Consider the following 18,858-nt stretch of genomic DNA (forward strand, 5'->3'; position numbering starts at 1 on the left):
CCTCCACAGATTGAAGCAGGAAGAGTTAAGATTGATTTTACTTTTGTATTAAAACCTACTAAATATAACAGATATTAACAATTGAAATAAAATGATGTCTTTTATCTCTCTCGATGAAGCGATTGCCTTTTTACACAATAAAAAAGCGATTGTCTTTCCCACCGAAACTGTTTATGGTCTTGGCGCTGACGCTACAAGTGATATGGCTATTGCTGAAATTTATCGTCTTAAAAACAGGCCATCATTTAATCCACTCATCGTTCATTTTTATTCAATTGAGCAAGCACAACATTATGTTGAATTTTCAGATCTAGCCTTAAAATTGGGTACTCTTTTTTGGCCAGGTCCATTAACTTTGATTTTACCCCTTAAATCAGATTCACCCATATCCAAACTTGCTTCCGCGGGTCTTCAAACCCTTGGTGTGCGTATTCCAAATCATCCTATCGCCCTTGAATTACTGAAAAAAATAAATCTACCATTGGCAGCGCCAAGCGCCAATGTTTCAGGTAAAATAAGTCCTACGAAAGCTGTCCATGTGCATGCTTCATTTGGTGATAATGCACCAAACATTCTTGAAGGCGGCACATCTGTTATTGGACTTGAATCCACTATTTTGGATTTATCAGGTCCCATTCCAACTTTATTACGACCTGGTTTTGTTTCTTTCGAAACATTAAAAGAATATATCCCCAATTTAATAATTGGATGTAGTACTGATAAAATTGATGCGCCTTTGATTGCACCTGGCCAATTAAAAAGCCATTATGCGCCGAATCATAAAATACGTCTAAATGTGACTAAGATTAAAGAGAATGAAGTGCTTCTTGCTTTTGGGCCGCATCCACTTGCTACAAAAGGATATGTATATAATTTAAGTGAAAAAGGTGATCTGGTAGAAGCTGCAAGTCATTTTTTTGAAGCATTACATATTCTTGATGCACAAGAATCAAGCGGTATCGCCGTTATGCCCATTCCGAATGAAGGTTTAGGGGGCGCGATTAATGATCGTTTGAGTAGAGCTGCAGCTTGTAATGAAATAACCTCAAATTGAACATCAAGTTTTCTTAACCCCCGCTAAAACGGGGGTTATTTTAATTTTATTCAGCTGACACAGGTTGTACAACAGCTTCCGCATGTGCTGCAGGTGCCGCATTTGTATGTACGTTTTGTGCATGTGCTTGAATAGGGTCTTTAATATGCTGACTTGGTGTTTCGCTCACAATTTGCGTCAATGTTGGTTTAAGACCTCTTTCAGCAGGACGTGCATTTGTTGAAACTTTTTTTACAGCATTTTTAGATGAATTAACCAATTTATCAGAAAAAAGAATGGCTTGTTTTTCGCTTGGATGTCCTTTTTCAGGTGCAATATGTTGATGATCAGCAGATACAATTTGTGCAGATCCATCCTTATAATGGTTAAGCGTAATGGTGTGTTGGCTGATAGCGGCAGGTTCTTCTTTTGTTTTTTCTTCGGCAAAAGTGATATTGGAGACGAAAGAAAAAGCAGCAATAAGCAAAAGTGATTTCTTCATTCTTTAGGGTTCCTCTATAAAATTATTATCGTCAGCATAATGCCATGAAATGTTTTAATTTTTCAATATATATACCCAAATTATCTGAAACTACCGTTTTTAGTCTATGATTTTTGGCCGCTTTTTGAACCAAAAATTTCTAAGGTAAAACAATTACCTGTCGTTATTTTTGGCATCAAAAATCACCTCAAATCTCATGCCTAAAAATCGACATTTCCAAATCATTTGGGTATAAGGATTAAAATTTTATATAGTCGATAGCCTTGAGAAGTAGACAAGGAACAACGAACGAAGTGTATCCCTATATACATGAGTAAGGCGTGACGATGTATCCTTCCAATGTCTGTCGACTATAATTCTTCAAATTGATCTATTTTATCGTTATATGCATTAATAATGCCCGTTGATAAATCAAAAAACCAACCATGGATAATTAAATTGTTTTTTTGAACATTTTCCTTAATCCATGGAAACGTCATAAGATTTTTGAGTGAGTTTATAATGGCATATTTGCCGCAAAAATGATTTTTTGCTTCTGGGTTCGCTTCAGCATGCTGTAGATAGGTTTGATCACAAGCAGGTTGGGCTAATTCCATCCATTTGGTTATAAAGCTATAGGGCAGATATGGCGTTATTGCATGATCAAGAAGTGCTTGAATGCCAGCGCATTGGCTATGCCCAAAAACGATGACATGTTGTACTTGTAAATTACATATAGCAAATTCAAGCGCAGCACTTGTGCCGTGAAGAGAATCATCCGCCTGATAAGGTGGCACAAGATTAGCCACATTGCGAATAACAAATAAATCGCCAGGCTCACAATTGGTAATAATAGCTGGATCAACACGTGAATCTGAACAAGCAATCATTAAAATTTTAGGCTGTTGTCCTAAACGTACAAGACTTTCAAAAGTTGAGGACGTCCCGTCAAAATAATTTTCTTTAAATTTTTGATAACCTTTGATTAAATTTTCTATATTTTTTGCCATATATTCTTCTCTTTCAAACTGTGGAGGTCGAGTGTTTATTCCTTAGTGAAAATATAGTGAAATAACTTTAAATTCAGACAAGGAATGACGCGCGATGTGTAGTCCCTTTCTACATGAGGAAGGTTTGACGATGTATCAATTTGAAGTTACTTTACTATATCAAATCTTCATGCCAGAACCAATAAGCAGGTCAAAGCTTGCCAAAATTTTATTTTCTTCAATGCTAAAATCACTTATGTAGTTATAACACATTCTATCAAAAACTTTTTTATTTAAAAATTGTCGTGAACGTTGGTCTAATGTATTTGATTCACCCATTTGTTTTAAATCTCTTAAAAGATTGAGGGGATGCGAATAAGTTACTTCAAGGCGATCTTCGGTGCTAAGGGGGAGTTCAAATCCTGCGCGTTTGAGCAAATCCCCTAATTGTTTGACCTCAATCATGGGAATGATATGGGGGAATATTTTTTGGGTTAAAGTCATTTCAGCTTTATAAAAGGATTCTTTTAATTCGTAAAGTGTTTCACCACCAAAAAGACTCCCTATAAAAACGCCATTGTTTTTAAGACTTGTATGAAATTGTTTTAAAGCACCTGGCAAATCATTGGTCATATGCAAATGGGTAGACGATATGATCAGATCAAAACTATTTGGCGCAAAAGGTAAATTTTCTTCATCGCCTTGAATAAAGTTATATTTTTCATGTTTTTTTAAGTGTCCAAAATCCATTATTGTAATATTTTGAAAGTTATTATTATTTTCTAAATAATTAAATAAATTATTACTTTTAGACCCTAGGATTAAAACTGTATCAAAAGAGCGATTAAACTCTTTTAATCTTTCAATAAGCCTTTCATTTATTTCATAATGTAAAAAATTAAAAGGCGGAAGTAAAGGTAGCGTTTTTGTCCGTATCGATTTAATATAGGCTTTATCAAAGATTTTAGGTATATTTTTCATGGTATTGACATTTTCGGTTCAAAAGGATGCATTGTGATTAAGACATTAGCTCATTTTTTTAGTTTTTGTCTAATTTTTAGTATGGCTGAAAATACGTATCTTTACGCAAAACTTCCTCTCAATTCAGGTCTTCCCATTCCGCGATTTGCAGCTTTAAGATCAGCAGACGTTAATTTAAGAAGCGGTCCTGGAACACGTTATCCCATTTCTTGGGTTATTAAAAAAAAATTCCTTCCCGTTAAAGTTATTGCTGAACAAGAAAATTGGCGTAAAATTGAACTTCATGATGGTACGATTGGCTGGGTTTTCCAGTCGATGCTAACAGGCAATAAAACGGCTATGATTAACACATCTAAGGCCTTTTTAAGACGTGCGCCTCAAGCTAGTTCTTCTATCATTGTAACAATTGGCGATGGTATCATTGGTCAATTAAAATTGTGCAAAGGAAATTGGTGCAGATTAACGCTGAGTAACCATAAAAATCATACAGGGTGGATTGAGCGTGAGCATCTTTGGGGGGCAGAATTTGATAAAAAATAAGTATTTTTTGAGTATGTTTCTTGGTTTGTCTAAGGTTTTAGAATAATATAGTGAAGGATATAAATTTTATGGGTAAAGTACAGGCCATTAATATGATGAAAAACCGTAAAAGTGAACAAATTGAAAAAATTATTGATTTAGCAAGCCATTATTTTCCTTCAACTAAAAAAGAAATTCTAACGCTTTTTACCAGACATTTTTTTGACCATTTAACAAAAGATGATCTTATTTATGCATCACCTGAACATCTTGCGCATTATGTAAGTGGCGTTTGGGAATTTTTACAAGATCGTCAAAAAAACGAACTTAAAATTAGATTAAAAAGCAATTATGATCAAGAAAACAATTGGTTGGGCCCAAAAACAATCATTGAAATTATTCAAACAGACATGCCTTTTGTCGTTGATTCTATTTCCTCTGAGCTTTTACGTTTAGGATTTTCGCCCTCTCTTTTTCTCCATCCAGTTTTTGTTATTGAGCGTGATAAAAATGGGAAAATAATGGATTTCCCTAAAACATCAGATACGTCTAAGGAAACAATTTCAGTTGAATGTGTTATGCTTTTACAATTGAATGAATCTTTAAGTGAATTCCAAAAAAATGATATTGAAGCAAACCTTAGACGCGTACTCGAAAACGTAGCCCAATCAGTTCATGATTGGCAAATAATGCGCAAAAAATTATACTCTGTTATTAATGATATGACTTTTGTGCCAGGTCTTAAAATTGAAGATGAAGAAGAAGCGCGTGCTTTTCTTCAATGGTTAGATCAAGACCATTTTACGTTTTTAGGCTATCGCGAATATCTTTATTCTGCGAAAAATGGTAAAATTCAAAATCGTGTTCTTTCAGATGAAGCTTTAGGGCTTTTTAAAGATCCCGCTTTTATGCTTTATGAAGATGAAGATAATGGGGATGTGCCGCCAGAAGTTCATGCCTTATCCACACGTCCCGATTTAATTATTTTTAGCAAAAGTACAAAAAGATCACCCGTTCATCGTCCTAGTTTTTTAGACATTGTTTCTATTAAAAAATTCTCTCCTAAAGGAGATGTTGTAGGTGATTATCAATTTATTGGTCTTTTTACAGCCTCTGCTTACCACGATAAGCCAGAACTTATTCCTATTTGCAGACGTAAAGCCTCATCTATTGTCACAAGATCGGGTTATCACCCAAAAAGCCATGACGGTAAAGCCATTACCCATATTTTAAATAGCTTTCCACGTGATGAACTTTTTCAAATTTCAGCCGAAGAATTATATGAAATATCTTTAGGTATTTTAGAGCTTATGGCGCGTCCTGAAATTGCTCTTTTTATACGTAAAGATCCGTTTGGAAGAAGTATTTCATGCTTTGTTTATGTGCCGCGTGACAGATATGATACAGCCTTGCGTGAAAAATTTTTAAAAATTCTGGAACTTTCTTTTAATGGTAAAGTATCTGCATTTTATACCCATATTTCTGATGATAATTTGGCCAGACTTCATGTTATTTTACGCATTAAACGAGGGTTTTTACCCCTTTATAATTTAGAAGAAATTACAGAACATTTAAGCTTAGCTGCTGAAACATGGCAAGATCATTTGCGTCTTGTTTTGTTAAATAAAAAAGGTGAAGAATTAGGGCGCGATTATTTCCGTCAGTTTTCTCAAGCTTTTCCTTTTTCGTATCGCGATAAATATGCGCCTGAATTTGCGCTTGTTGATATTGAAATTTGTTTTGATGTCATTCAAAGTCAAAAATTAGGTATTAATTTATTTCAACTTCCAGATCAAGACGAGGAACTTATTTATCTTAAGCTTTACCATCTTGCATCACCCATTCATCTATCAGATGTTATGCCAATGTTTGAAGGAATGGGATTACGCGCGATCAGTGAAGTGCCCTTTGAAGTGAAAGTTCAAGAACTTGATGAATCCTTATGGATTCACGAATTTTGCTTAAGTTCAAAACTCAAAATTGATTTGGATCAAATCAAAGAAAAATTTGAGAATGCTTTTCTTAAATTATGGGAAGGTGCAATTGAAAACGATTATTTAAATGCACTCGTCATAACAGCTCAATTAACGTGGAAAGAAATAACGATTTTAAGAACGTATTCTCGTTATTTGCGTCAAATCGGGGTCCATTTTAGCCATAATTATCTTGAAGAAACATTGGTTAAACATTCTCATTTGGCTAAAACCTTTGTAGACATTTTTTATCTTTATTTTGATCCTAAAAATGAATCAATTGACCAATCGAAGATTCAAGAAAAAAGCACCTATATTTTAAAAGAACTCGTCAATGTTAAAAACGCTGATGAAGATCGCATCATTCGACGCTTTTTAAATCTTCTTCACGCAAGTTTACGTGTTACCTATTTTCAAAAGAATGCTTTTGGAAAATCACACCCTTATGTAGCGATTAAGTTTGATTCCCGTAAAATAGATGAATTGCCATTACCCAAACCATTTTATGAAGTTTTTGTCTATTCTCCTAAAGTTGAGGCTATTCACTTAAGGGGTGGTAAAGTCGCACGTGGTGGCATTAGGTGGTCTGATAGACGGGAAGATTTCAGAACTGAAGTTTTAGGTCTTATGAAGGCTCAAACAATTAAAAATGCATTGATTGTGCCTGTGGGTGCAAAAGGTGGTTTTGTTGTCAAATCACCTAATCCAACATCTCAAGAAGTTATTGATTGTTATTCGATTCTTATTCGGGGGCTTTTAGATCTCACAGATAATCTATATGAAGATCAAATCATTTATCCTAAAAATGTTATAAGACGTGATAATGATGATCCTTACCTTGTTGTAGCCGCTGATAAAGGAACGGCAAGTTTTTCAGATATTGCCAATAAAATATCACAAGAATACAATTTCTGGTTAGGGGATGCTTTTGCGTCCGGTGGTTCTGCCGGTTATGACCATAAAAAAATGGGTATTACAGCAAAAGGTGCTTGGGAATCTGTTAAACGTCATTTTTATGAAATGGACAAAGATATCGAAAATGAAAGCTTTACCTGTATTGGTGTAGGCGATATGGCGGGCGACGTTTTTGGCAATGGCATGTTATTATCTGACAAGATACAGTTAATTGCAGCTTTTAACCATCACGCTATTTTTATTGATCCCAATCCCGATCCTTTAACAAGTTTTAATGAACGTAAAAGACTTTTTGATTTACCACGATCCACTTGGTTAGATTACACCCAAAAATCAATTTCTAAAGGCGGTGGTGTTTTTCTGCGTTCTGAAAAATCAATCACTTTAACACCTGAAATTAAAATATTGTTTGGTTTAACGCAGGACGAAATAGAGCCAAATGCACTTATTCGTGAAATCTTACGTTTCAAAATAGATTTATTATGGTTTGGGGGCATTGGCACTTTTATCAAATCAAGTTTTGAAAATAATGCAGAAGTTGGGGATCGTGCTAATGATGCTTTGCGTATTAATGCAAAAGAATTAAACGCCAAAATTATTGGTGAAGGTGCAAATCTTGCTATAACACAATTAGGACGGATTCAATTTGCATTGAATGGGGGCAGACTTAACACAGATTCTATTGATAATGCGGGTGGCGTCAATTGTTCCGATCATGAAGTTAATATCAAAATTCTTTTAAATGATGTTATGAGAGCTGGAGAATTAACACTTATTGACCGCAATAAACTTCTTCTTGAAATGACAGATGAAGTTGGAAAACTTGTGATTCGTGATAATTATCTTCAGACGCAAGCCTTAACCCATGCTGAAGAACAAGGATTTGATCACGCCAATCATTATTCAAGACTTATTCAGTATCTTGAAAAGAAAGGAATGCTCGATCGCGTTCTTGAAAAATTGCCTGATGAAGAAACAATGAAAGAGCGTAGATTGCATAAAAAAGGTCTAACAAGGCCTGAATTATCAGTTCTTATTGCGCATGCAAAATTGACGTTGACACGTAGCTTATCGGATAACAAATTTGCCGATGATCCTGCCTTAGATCAAGAATTAATGCATTATTTTCCGAAACAAATTCAAGAACAATTTCCAGAGCAAATCTTAAAACATAGCTTGAAACACGAAATTACAACGATGATGGTGACGAATGACATCGTGAATAGAGCCGGTATTGCCTTTGTAAATGAAAAAATTAGAAAAACAGGATCTTCAGCAAGTGATGTTGTGCGTGCTTATCTTATCACACGACACATATTTAATTTAGATGATATATGGTCACAAATTGAAGCACTTGATGGTAAAGTGGCCGTAAATGTTCAATTAATGCTTGTTGGTCGTGTGAGACGTTTGTTACAGCGTGTAACTTTGTGGTTGTTACGTTATTGCGCGCACCCGCTTAAGCTCAATGAAAATATAGAATTTTTTGGTCAAGATATAAAAATTCTAACAGAATCTTTTAATCAAATTATTGATCAAAATGACCAGGATCATTTGGAAACTAGGGTTTCAGAATTTACCCGCCAAAATGTGCCTGAATCTTTAGCGCGCAGTATTGCCAATATGTCATTCTTAAATTCAGCTTGTGATATTATTCGTATTGGACATTATACACATTTAAGTGTTATTGAGGTAGCAAGTGTATTTTTTGCTGTTGGTAAAAGATTCTCTCTTAATTGGCTTAGACAATCTGCGCGTCTGGTTGATGTTGAAAATCAATGGCAAAAAATTGCAATTTCGTCGCTTGTTGAAGAGTTTTATGCACATCAGGCAGGTATAACAATTGACATGATGCATCATAAGGAAAATATTAAGGAAGTTTTGATGCAAAATTGGCTAGATTTGCACAATGAGCCTATTTTACCGATCGATGAAATGATTAAAGAGCTAAAATCTCTTCCGGTTTTAGACATTCCGATGTTGATGGTCATGAATAACCAATTAAAATCGTTAACACCCTTAAATTAGAGCGAAAATCTTAAAATTTTGCTATAATGATATTAAGAACAAAAAGGAGAAACGGATGAATATCACAATTACAGGTCAGCATGTTGATGTAGGCGATTCATTGAGAACCTATGTCATGGAAATTTTAACCGAAGTCACACGTGGTATGTTTCAACACCCCATCGATGGGCGGGTTACTTTCTCCAAGCAACGTCATCAATTTCTTGTCGAATTGTCGCTTCATCCTCAAGCAGGTCTTGTTATTCAAGGGCATGCAGCGGCCGATGATGCTTATGTTGCTTATGACATGGCTGCAGATAAAATTAGACGTCAACTTAAACGCTATAAAACAAAATTAAAAGAGCATCGTAATCAACGCGTTACTGATGCGATTGATACGCTTTCAGCGCAGCAATATGTACTCGAAAACAATCCTTTCTCTGAAGAATTGATTGAACATGATGCGCAACCAATTGTTATTGCTGAAATGGAAACAAATATTGACTCATTCAGTGTAAGCGAAGCAGTTATGCATATGGATTTACGCGATATTGCAACGCTTGTTTTCCGTAATAAAAAACATGGTGGTATAAATGTAGTCTATAGACGTCCTGATGGACATATAGGCTGGATTGATCCTAAAAACAGTTAAAGTGAGACGATGGAATTATTTGATTTACTTCCTCAAATTAACCGTATTGTTACGCAACTTAAAGTAACAACTAAGAAAAATTTATTTGAACAACTGGCTGAAATTGCTTCAATTCATCTTTCTCTGCCTCAGGGAGATTTGTTTGAAGCAATTTTTACGCGTGAAAAACTAGGATCAACAGGTGTAGGGAATGGTGTTGCCATTCCCCACGCAAAGATTGCTGGACTTACTAAAACATATGGACTTTTCATTACGTTAACGGAACCTCTTGATTTTGAATCCCTAGACAATCATCCTGTTGATCTTGTTTTTCTTTTAATTGCACCTGATGCTTCTGGCGCTGATCATTTAAAAGCATTAGCCCGTGTTGCGCGTCTTTTTAAAGATCATACTTTATGCGAAAGACTAAGGCATTTAACGGATAAAACAGATATTTATAATTTGCTGATTGATGATTCTGTAGCTAAAGCTGCATAGGGGGTTGGTGTGCCAAAAAAAATATCTCAAGTTTTAGATGAATCACAAAAAAGTGAAGGTTCAAAATCTTTTAAATTATCCTGGTTTCAGCGTTTATTTGGACCAAAAAAGAAGCGTGTTACTATTCTAAGATTAGCGGGTGTTATTGGTCAAAAATCTCACGGGCAAGGATCTCTTCAATTTGAATCTTTACGTGAACCTATTGATGAAGCATTTAAATGTAAACCTGATCTTTTATGTCTTATTATTAATTCACCTGGTGGATTGCCGGGACAAGCGAATCTTATAGCTGATCGTATTTTAGAATTAAGCAAACGCAACAAAGTACCTGTTTGGTCTTTCGTTGAAGATGTTGCAGCCTCTGGTGGTTATTGGCTCGCTTGTGCTGGAGAAAAAATTATTGCTCTTGAATCATCGATTATAGGTTCAATTGGTGTTGTTGCAGCTGGTTTTGGGTTTCCTAAATTACTTGAAAAAATAGGTGTTGAGCGACGCGTTTATACGTCCGGTCAAAGCAAAAACCAATTGGATTCATTTTTGCCAGAAAATCAAGATGATATCAAACGTATTAAAGACATTCAAAACGATATCCATCAACATTTTATTGCTTATGTCAAAGGAAGACGCACTCATCGTCTCCAAGCAGAGGATGATATTCTTTTTCAAGGTGATTTTTGGTCAGGTAAAAAATCAAAAGAATTAGGTCTGATCGATGAGATTGGACTTTTATATCCAACAATTTACGCGAAATTCGGTAAAAACGTTAAAATAAAATATATTCAATTAGCTCAAGGATCTTTTATTAAAAGATTGTTAGGGTTACATCAAAAACCATTAGATCATTTAGTTGAAACAATCGATGCACAAATATTGTGGTCCCGTTATCGTCTCTAATAATCAATTTGCGGGATTCGATACGCTTCATAAGCTTCATTTTATCATATTTATTTAATTAAAACATATAATTAATCGTTGTGACCATTCATCTTGATATATTGATTTTTATGTTGTGACTTTACAATGCATGCTATCCGTATAAGAATGATTTAGATTAATTTGTAATATAACCACACCAAGAAAATAAGGAATTACTAAAATGAAAAAAATTATTATGGTATTTGCATTATTTTTTACATATGTTGTGGATGCAACAATTACGCTGAGGGATGTAAATGAAGCAATAATTCAAATTGATATCAATGGGTATAAAATTAATTTTTGTAAAACGGGTATGAATATAAGCAACAAAGGATCTCATGTTAAAATTGAGTCTTTCTCTGCACAGCGAATTGAAATAAATCAGGAATTGCATAATGGAATAATGCATACAATTTTTTATATTGGCAACAAAAAATACCCTATTCAAAATCCCTGTCTACTTTCTACAGATCATAAAATTTTAAGAATTTTTGAATATCACGAAGAAGCAAGAAAATACCAATTTAAATCTCAAAAAACTCAATCAAAGAAAAGAAGCATCGATTCATCTCAAAATGAAACACAAGCAAAACGAAGCGCAACTTGTGGTAGTACAAAATCAAACGGCAGTTTTGATATTCAGCAACAGCCAACAATACAACAAAATACTAGAGCGCACATACCAACGCTCCCGCATTTTCCCATTCAACAACAAAATCATTTTAATAACCCAAATATACTAGCATCAAGAACTGCCCGCCAATTGCAATGGCACAGTGAAGCTGTTGAACCACAAGATCGTCCGTTCCATCATTACAATCCAGAAATGCCTAAACAACATAGAACAAAACAGCAAACTAACCCATTAGAATTTATATCTTGTACTCAAGCAGTTGCACTTTACCAAGAAAGTGGTACCCCATTGCATTTTCAAACATATTATCCCGGTACATATCCATCTGAAGAATCTCAAACGACATACCCTATCACACAAAATCAACCTCTACCAAAAAATGTACTTTCTTCGCCTCAATCAAACTTACCCATACAATCAAGAAATACCCCTCCTTTAGCCCAAACAATTTCATCTGCACTTCCCTCCACGCAGATCAAATCAACAACAAATTCGTCCAGAATTTCACCACCAGCGCAACCGTCTTTGGCGCAACCAAAACCAATAGCAAATTCATCTACACTTCCTTTGGTGCAACTGAATTTGGCACAACCGAAAGCAATAACAAAATTATCTACGCTTCCTTTAGCTCAACCCAATTCAACAACATTCGAACAATGTGATGAATCAGCTAGAAATGATATTGGTAATACCGACATTAAAACGACATCTGCAAAAGATTTAATTATTGAATTGTTTAATAAAATTACACTAGAGTTTTTGTTAGAAAATGAAGAATATATACAGCTACTTAATATGACTAGTAATGGTAGTAGTGGAAAAATAATGATTAAATTGAAAAAAGCATTAGAAAAAGAAATCATCTTAGAAAAAAAAAGAGAAATTATAAAAAAAATTAAGGAATTAATAACGGAAACATTAAAAGAAAAAGATTTTTATATATCTGAGGATGATTGGTCCTATTCTTTAGAAAAAGATGCGCAAGATATTAAAATAAAAAAAGAATTAATGCTAGAAACATTAAAAGAACAAGATTCTGATGAAGCTATTGAGGAGTGGCTAAATCAAATTCTAGATCCAGCTGAATGTATGGAATTATCTTCAAGCTAGAAACTCTAAATCTTTTTTATCATAAAAAGTTAAAGTCACATTATATAGCGCCCCCCAAAATTAAGAACATTAAGGCTGAATCTCTCCTTTGGCTACTGTTCTATTTTATGGGGGCATTATATAGAAGGATTAAGAAATTACGAAAAACATACAATCTAATATTTATTAAAAAATTTTATGTCCAAAGTAATTATTTTTTTTGTACTTCTTTACGACAATTCATTTTATCTAAAATTTTTATATTGGTACTTGGTAATGTATAGATCAATCTAAAAAATTCTAATTCTAAATTGGATAATTTATGAAGTTGTTCATTTGTTAATGTATCTGTTTCAATGTTTAAATGCGTTAATTTTTTAAAAAATTCAAAATTATTTAACCACATTTGAATATCATTTTTATTTATAAAGTGAAATGTTGTAATAGATGGATAAATATTTAATAATTTTTCTATTTGAATAGATGTAAATTCAGATTGTTTTTTATTATCAACAATATTCAAACCCTCATCAACATCCCAATCAAGTTCGCCAAAAAAAAGCTCGTCTTCATGAAAAAAAGAATTTTTTGTATCTACACGAATAACTAATATTGTAATATTAGGAAATAATTTTTGTAAAAAATCTATTTCTTCTTCATTTAGAAAAACATCAAGCATTAATATTTTTTCTTTTTTGTTTTCTATTGAAGTTTCCCAATATTCACGATTTAAAAACCACGCATTATAAGAATTATTGAAAAATTGATCAAAATTATCTTCTGATATTTCTACAGCGAAAACAAAGGTGGAAAAAACAGCAAAATAAACGCTACATAAAAATAGCTTCACACAATTTTTCACTTTAAAATCTCTTAAAATATATTTGATTGCTTAACTTCGAGAATGGTGCGGTCGAGAAGACTCGAACTTCCACGAGATGCTATCTCACAGCGACCTCAACGCTGCGCGTCTACCAATTCCGCCACGACCGCTTTTATTAGGGATTTAACGCCCTGACATTATTTAGCAAAATTTGAGCTTACATTCAAGCTTTTTTAAGGAAAAAACTTAAAAAACTTTTTTTCTCAATCTGTTAGTTTTCTTTTCCTATAAACGGCGTTTTAGATTTTTGACCTTCTAAAGATTTTGAATCGTTTTTATGTAATGTAGATTTCATAAAAATTTTTCTTTTCAATCCTAAAGATTTCTTAGATGAGGTGTCATCATCTACTTGTTTTATATTTTGAAAAGAAACGCTTCGGGGCAATGCAGGTTTTGAACGGAGTGATTCGCTTGGTTGTTCTTCAAATAAAGCCTTAAGGTCTTTAACAGATGTTCTTTTTTGAAGTATTTTATCTTCATCAAAGCCGAGTAATTTATCTTTGGGTTCATTAGACGGCGCGTTTAAATGCGTTATAGATGAATATCTGGGTCGTTCAGATAGCATTCTTTTAGGTAAAGCATTGGGAGGAGAATTAGCCATTGATACTGATCCAGAGGGCGTCTCAAAAATATTGCGCATATGCGTTACTGATAAACGTCTTGGTGTAACGACAACATCATCCCGTAATGTCTCATCTTGTATTACAGGTTTTTCTTTTTTTGTATTTTTTAATATACCAACAATTTTTGATTTAGCCGTTCCAGCTTTTTTTAAGATGCCTCTTAATCCAGTTTTTTTCTTACTTTCCGCATGATCACTTAAATCTTTGCTTGATTCTTCTGTTTGATAAAGAGTGATTGCATCAAAAGCATATCCATTTGTTGTTTGATTTTGTTGTGGTAATCCACCGCCGTACAAATCAACAGCAATTATTTCAGCGTCATTATCGAGTTGCTGAATAGGTTTTGGGCAATCAGTACATTTTAACGCTTGAACTTGTTTTATTTCATCGTCTTCGACGAGAACAAAATCTTCAATTTCATCTTGGGCAAAGTCTTCAACTTCGTCATTATCTGTGTCATCATCTTTTTTATATTTTTCTGCATCATCTTTCTTCATAGCTGACATAGCTGATACAAAAGTATAGGATAAGCATGAATAAGTGTTACAAGTGCTTTGAAGCGAAAAATCACTATAGCTTTCCGTTTTATCGCTTTCGTCTTCTTTAATTTTTTGCCTAAAACTATCTAAACCATTTTTTAAAGCATCAAATAAATTAAAATCAGATACATCCTGAATTTTAGGTGGTAATTCACGGTCTTTTGCAGATTTTAATTTATCAAACTGTTCTTGAAGTTCTATTGAACTCACCATTTGTTTCGACGTATCAGTTTGTTTTTTTTCTTTTTTAACAATAGGTTGATAAGTTTTACGTATAGATAAATCTAATAATGGAGGTGGTGGTGGCGGTACAGGAACATTTGCATGAGAAGATGCTTGTTCTTTTAACAATCGCCTTTTTTCTCTTTGTTTTTGTCTTTTTCTTCGATTTTTTGATGATTTTTTAGGTGCCATTAATTGCGATTTTACTTTAAAAATAGAAAAAGAAAGATCAATAGGATCGACATTTTCAGACTCATCCGGATTGATCGATTTAAATATAATTGAAACAGGATGTATTGGATTTCTATCAAAATGGATATTATATTCATCTTGGTTATCAATTATTAAAAATGAATTTTTATCATGCTCGCTAACGTGAATATTTAATTTACTATCTGTTATGCTATCTTGCACAAAAATTTTTATATTGCTATCTAATTTATTGAGTTGAAATTTTATATTAATTTTTTCTTTTATGCCTGTATCATTATCGTTGCAATTTTTTTCAATATATAAAACATAAGATTCATTTCCAACATGTTTAAAAGTCGCGATATCATCAATACTAAAATTTATAGGTAATTTGTTTTCATTTTCATCGGTCCAATAAATGTTATGATTCTTTTTAATATTAAAAATATCATATTTTAAAGTCGCGAAAACAGAAGGATTGCATAGGAAAAGTAACATAAAATACAACGCGCAAATTTTTTTCAACATGACTTCTCCCAAGATTAATTTTAAGTTATTTAGTTACATTTTTATGTTATAAACAAACATAAAAGTATGTTTATGTTAAACTTTTTGATTTAACGAGGGTCTTATTATTGTTATGTAAAATTAATTATAAGATTCAATTTTAAAAATCACAATACATATTTATAGATCATCAATGTCACTTACTTATATTTAATTTTTATTAAAATTAGAACTTATTTAATACTTTTAAGCATTCAAACCACTTAAAACTAATGACGCATAAACGGACAGATCTTTATTAAATCTGTCCATATAACGCAATAACGCACGACTAAAAATTAGTGTACCGGCATAATAGGCGTTGACGTTTGATTTTGAAAAGCATTTGCTGAAAAATAACGCATTATATAATAAAGCGCTACAAAAGCCATAAAAACACCAATCCACATGTTAAGATGAAACCCTTTTACAAAGGCCTGATCAATGATTGAAAGCAATGTTGGGATTTCTTTTTCATTGAAGCCTTGTAATTGGTCTTTAGTATGTTCAGCTTTTGAGATAACTTTAAGCAGAATATCGTAATGTTCTGGCGTTAATGTAATATTTGCTTTCTCAAGCAAGCCTTTTAATTTAAAATCGCTCCAAAAAACAAGCAGTGACGATGAAGCGATCACACTAATTGTATTCCCAAGCATCATCACCATTGTAAACAAAGCTGACCCTGTATTCATCAATGCAGGTGGCACTGTTTTAAACATTGCCGTATTAATGGCAGGAAAAGTAATGCCCAAGCCTATTCCTAACAACAAAAGCGGGAAAGCAAGGAATAAAAGTGTTGATTTTTCAGACGAAAAACCCAATAAACTTAAGCCTGCAGCAAGACATAAAACACCGATAGCACAGGGTATTTGAATGCCAAATTTATCCGTAATTTTACCACCAATAGGTGACAATATTCCATAACTTGCAGAAAAGAACATAAGCGCAATACCCGCTTCGTAGGCCGAAAGACGTAAGGTGCTTTGCAAATAAAGAGAAACCATGAAAAGGGTAAGGGCAAAAATATACGCCAATGACATCATCGTAATTAATGTCGCACGATATGTTTTATGGTGAAGCAAAGATTTGGGTAAAGTTTGATGCACAGATCGTTGGTCGAGTTTATAAAATATCCCCAAAAGACATAAAGAGCCTATAAGAATAATCCATAAAAGACTATGTTTATAACCCCATACTTCAATTTGATTGAGCCCAAAAACAAATCCAGCAAGTCCTAAAATTAAAAGTAAGGAAGTGCCATAATTCATTTTACCGTGACTTTTACCGTTTTGTGATTTTGGCACAAGATAAAAAATAGCAGTAATAACCAAAACACCTAAAGGTACATTAATATAAAAAATCCAGCGCCAGCTAAAATCTTTAATAATGTATCCTGCAAGACTAGGCCCTATTGCAAGTCCAAAACCTGCAATACCTGCGACTATACCCATAGCAGTCCCTTGCAAACGTGCAGGAGCAGATGAAAATATAATACCATAAGCAGGTGCTGATAAAATGGCAGCGCCAATCCCTTGAATAATACGCCCCATAATCAAGGGACCAATGTGATTTGCGATACCTGACACAAATGAGCCAATCATAAAAGTCAATATGCCTATGATGAGCATCAATTTTTTGCCATAAAGATCGGCTAATCGTCCGGCAGGCACGACAAGCGCTGCCCAAACTAGGATGTAACTACTTAAAACCCATTGAAGGTCATTTAAATTAACGTCTATATCTTTCGAAATAGGCACAAGCGCTAAATTAACAGCGGAAAACTCGATATTCAACAGCATCACGAGCGTGCCAATTGAAAACAAGGTCAAGTAAAATTGGAAGATAGAAAAGGTGGCTTCATTTTGTTGAGGCATGATAATCTCTATAGTTTTATTGTTTTTAAAATTTTTGTCTATTTAGAGTAACAGATATCTATGGTCAATATATCATGTGAATGGTGTTTTTCAAATTCCATGATAAATAGAATTGAAAAACTGAAAAGATAATTTTATTTTTTTGAGACACAACAATCACTTCTTAGCATTTTGGTTTATGTGGTGCAACAGTAAGTGCCGTCAATATACCATGCAAAAGATGAACTTCAAACTCCATTAATTCAGTTCGCTCAAAAACAGCACGAATTTTTTGAAGCATCAACTCTTTTTTTTCTTCAACTTTAAAGAAGCCTGCATCATCAAGTGCAAATTCTAGCCGCTGAAAATAATTTAGTAATAAGTTTTTCTCTGCTTTTTTGTGTCCTGCACGCACAAGCCTTTTACCTTCTGTCTGATCACTTGCCTGATAATATTCATAACCAATAAGCAATACAGCTTGCGCTAAATTAAGTGAACAAAAAGAAGGGTTTAGCGGTACACGAATAAGTTTATCACAAAGTGAAATATCTTCATTTTGAAGACCTGCACGTTCAGGACCAAATAAAATGCCCGATTTTTCCTCAATAAGAACATAATCTCGTATTTCTAAGGCTGCTTCACGTGGAGTAAATACCCATCGCACCATATCACGACCACGCGCTGTTGTTGCATAAACGTGGTTAAGGTCATGGATAGCATCTTGGGTTGTTGCACAAATACGCGCCTGATCTAAAACAATATCGGCACCACAAGAAGAGGCACGCGTTTTATCATTTAGCCAATTTTCACGTGGCCTTACAAGACGCAAATCATTGAGCCCACAATTAAGCATTGCACGTGCAACTGTCCCTATATTTTCATCTAATTGAGGATCAATCAAAATAATACTAGGCCCACCTAATGTAGAGGGACGCGTTGAGTCAGTGCCAGCCATCATATGCCCTTAAGTTAAAGAGCAATAAATATAGATGAAGAATTATTTTAGGTCAAGAATAATTGCTTTTAGCAATGATCATTTTTCGTTTAAAAAAACATGTTTTTGTTTTATACAATAATTTTGTAACTATTCAAGATGAATGCAATTTTAACATCTGCGCCTCCTACGTCCCTGCTTCCATATCATTATCCATAAGTATAAACACCACCCCCCTTCCTACGTCCCGCGGCTTGATCCTGAGAGATCCACACGAAATTCACTCAAAGGGGCAAGCCTCTGAATGAACGGTTACTATCATTTGATAAAGCAATTTTAATATGTTATTAAATGATTTTTTTAAAATATGTAATCCCTTTTTAAGGGCTTCTCTACCT

At 33.8% G+C, this 18,858-nt stretch carries 14 protein-coding genes and 1 tRNA gene; 7 read left to right on the forward strand and 8 right to left on the reverse strand.

Going from position 1 to position 18,858, the window contains the following annotated elements:
- Positions 1 to 91: 91 nt before the first annotated feature.
- Entirely contained in the window at positions 92 to 1,054 is a 963-nt protein-coding gene (locus tag Q8L85_01180) for an L-threonylcarbamoyladenylate synthase (GenBank protein MDP1723300.1), read from the forward strand.
- A gap of 46 nt (positions 1,055 to 1,100) precedes the next feature.
- On the opposite strand, the gene Q8L85_01185 is transcribed toward Q8L85_01180, so the two are convergent.
- From Q8L85_01185 to Q8L85_01195, 3 genes are all read right to left on the reverse strand, one after another.
- Positions 1,101 to 1,535, reverse strand: coding sequence for a hypothetical protein (locus tag Q8L85_01185; GenBank protein MDP1723301.1), 435 nt, complete (start codon positions 1,533 to 1,535; stop codon positions 1,101 to 1,103).
- Between the two features lie 350 nt (positions 1,536 to 1,885).
- Positions 1,886 to 2,524 carry a carbonic anhydrase gene (locus Q8L85_01190; protein MDP1723302.1) on the reverse strand — a complete coding sequence of 213 codons (639 nt, stop codon included), beginning with the start codon at positions 2,522 to 2,524 and terminating at the stop codon, positions 1,886 to 1,888.
- A gap of 159 nt (positions 2,525 to 2,683) precedes the next feature.
- Positions 2,684 to 3,484: a class I SAM-dependent methyltransferase gene (locus Q8L85_01195; protein ID MDP1723303.1), complete on the reverse strand. Its 801-nt coding sequence runs from the start codon at positions 3,482 to 3,484 to the stop codon at positions 2,684 to 2,686.
- Positions 3,485 to 3,517: 33 nt separating this feature from the next.
- Here Q8L85_01195 and Q8L85_01200 point away from each other — a divergent pair, with 33 nt between their 5' ends.
- The 6 genes from Q8L85_01200 (at position 3,518) to Q8L85_01225 (ending at position 12,689) form a co-directional block, all read left to right on the forward strand.
- On the forward strand, positions 3,518 to 4,024 hold the full coding sequence (locus Q8L85_01200; GenBank protein ID MDP1723304.1) for an SH3 domain-containing protein: 507 nt from the start codon (positions 3,518 to 3,520) through the stop codon (positions 4,022 to 4,024).
- A 92-nt stretch (positions 4,025 to 4,116) separates the two neighbouring features.
- Complete coding sequence (locus Q8L85_01205) at positions 4,117 to 8,919, forward strand: NAD-glutamate dehydrogenase (protein ID MDP1723305.1); 4,803 nt, start codon at positions 4,117 to 4,119, stop codon at positions 8,917 to 8,919.
- A 55-nt stretch (positions 8,920 to 8,974) separates the two neighbouring features.
- The gene (raiA, locus tag Q8L85_01210) at positions 8,975 to 9,550 is read left to right on the forward strand and encodes a ribosome-associated translation inhibitor RaiA (GenBank protein MDP1723306.1); all 576 of its coding nucleotides are present in this window, start codon (positions 8,975 to 8,977) and stop codon (positions 9,548 to 9,550) included.
- Positions 9,551 to 9,559: 9 nt separating this feature from the next.
- The gene (locus Q8L85_01215; protein MDP1723307.1) at positions 9,560 to 10,027 is read left to right on the forward strand and encodes a PTS sugar transporter subunit IIA; all 468 of its coding nucleotides are present in this window, start codon (positions 9,560 to 9,562) and stop codon (positions 10,025 to 10,027) included.
- 9 nt (positions 10,028 to 10,036) lie between these two features.
- Positions 10,037 to 10,921 (forward strand): S49 family peptidase, encoded by an 885-nt coding sequence (locus Q8L85_01220; protein MDP1723308.1) that lies wholly within the window; start codon positions 10,037 to 10,039, stop codon positions 10,919 to 10,921.
- 202 nt (positions 10,922 to 11,123) lie between these two features.
- Complete coding sequence (locus Q8L85_01225) at positions 11,124 to 12,689, forward strand: hypothetical protein (GenBank protein ID MDP1723309.1); 1,566 nt, start codon at positions 11,124 to 11,126, stop codon at positions 12,687 to 12,689.
- A 190-nt stretch (positions 12,690 to 12,879) separates the two neighbouring features.
- Here Q8L85_01225 and Q8L85_01230 read toward each other — a convergent pair whose 3' ends face one another.
- The 5 genes from Q8L85_01230 to Q8L85_01250 all read right to left on the reverse strand — a co-directional run bounded on the left by Q8L85_01230 (position 12,880) and on the right by Q8L85_01250 (position 18,484).
- Positions 12,880 to 13,518, reverse strand: coding sequence for a hypothetical protein (locus Q8L85_01230; protein MDP1723310.1), 639 nt, complete (start codon positions 13,516 to 13,518; stop codon positions 12,880 to 12,882).
- Positions 13,519 to 13,573: 55 nt separating this feature from the next.
- Positions 13,574 to 13,661 (reverse strand) — tRNA-Leu (locus tag Q8L85_01235).
- Positions 13,662 to 13,762: 101 nt separating this feature from the next.
- Positions 13,763 to 15,655, reverse strand: coding sequence for a hypothetical protein (locus Q8L85_01240; GenBank protein MDP1723311.1), 1,893 nt, complete (start codon positions 15,653 to 15,655; stop codon positions 13,763 to 13,765).
- Between the two features lie 317 nt (positions 15,656 to 15,972).
- On the reverse strand, positions 15,973 to 17,547 hold the full coding sequence (locus Q8L85_01245) for an MFS transporter (protein ID MDP1723312.1): 1,575 nt from the start codon (positions 17,545 to 17,547) through the stop codon (positions 15,973 to 15,975).
- A gap of 163 nt (positions 17,548 to 17,710) precedes the next feature.
- Entirely contained in the window at positions 17,711 to 18,484 is a 774-nt protein-coding gene (locus Q8L85_01250) for an RNA methyltransferase (protein MDP1723313.1), read from the reverse strand.
- Positions 18,485 to 18,858: the final 374 nt, after the last annotated feature.

Source organism: Alphaproteobacteria bacterium, assembly GCA_030680745.1.
In the GTDB taxonomy this organism is placed as follows: domain Bacteria; phylum Pseudomonadota; class Alphaproteobacteria; order JAUXUR01; family JAUXUR01; genus JAUXUR01.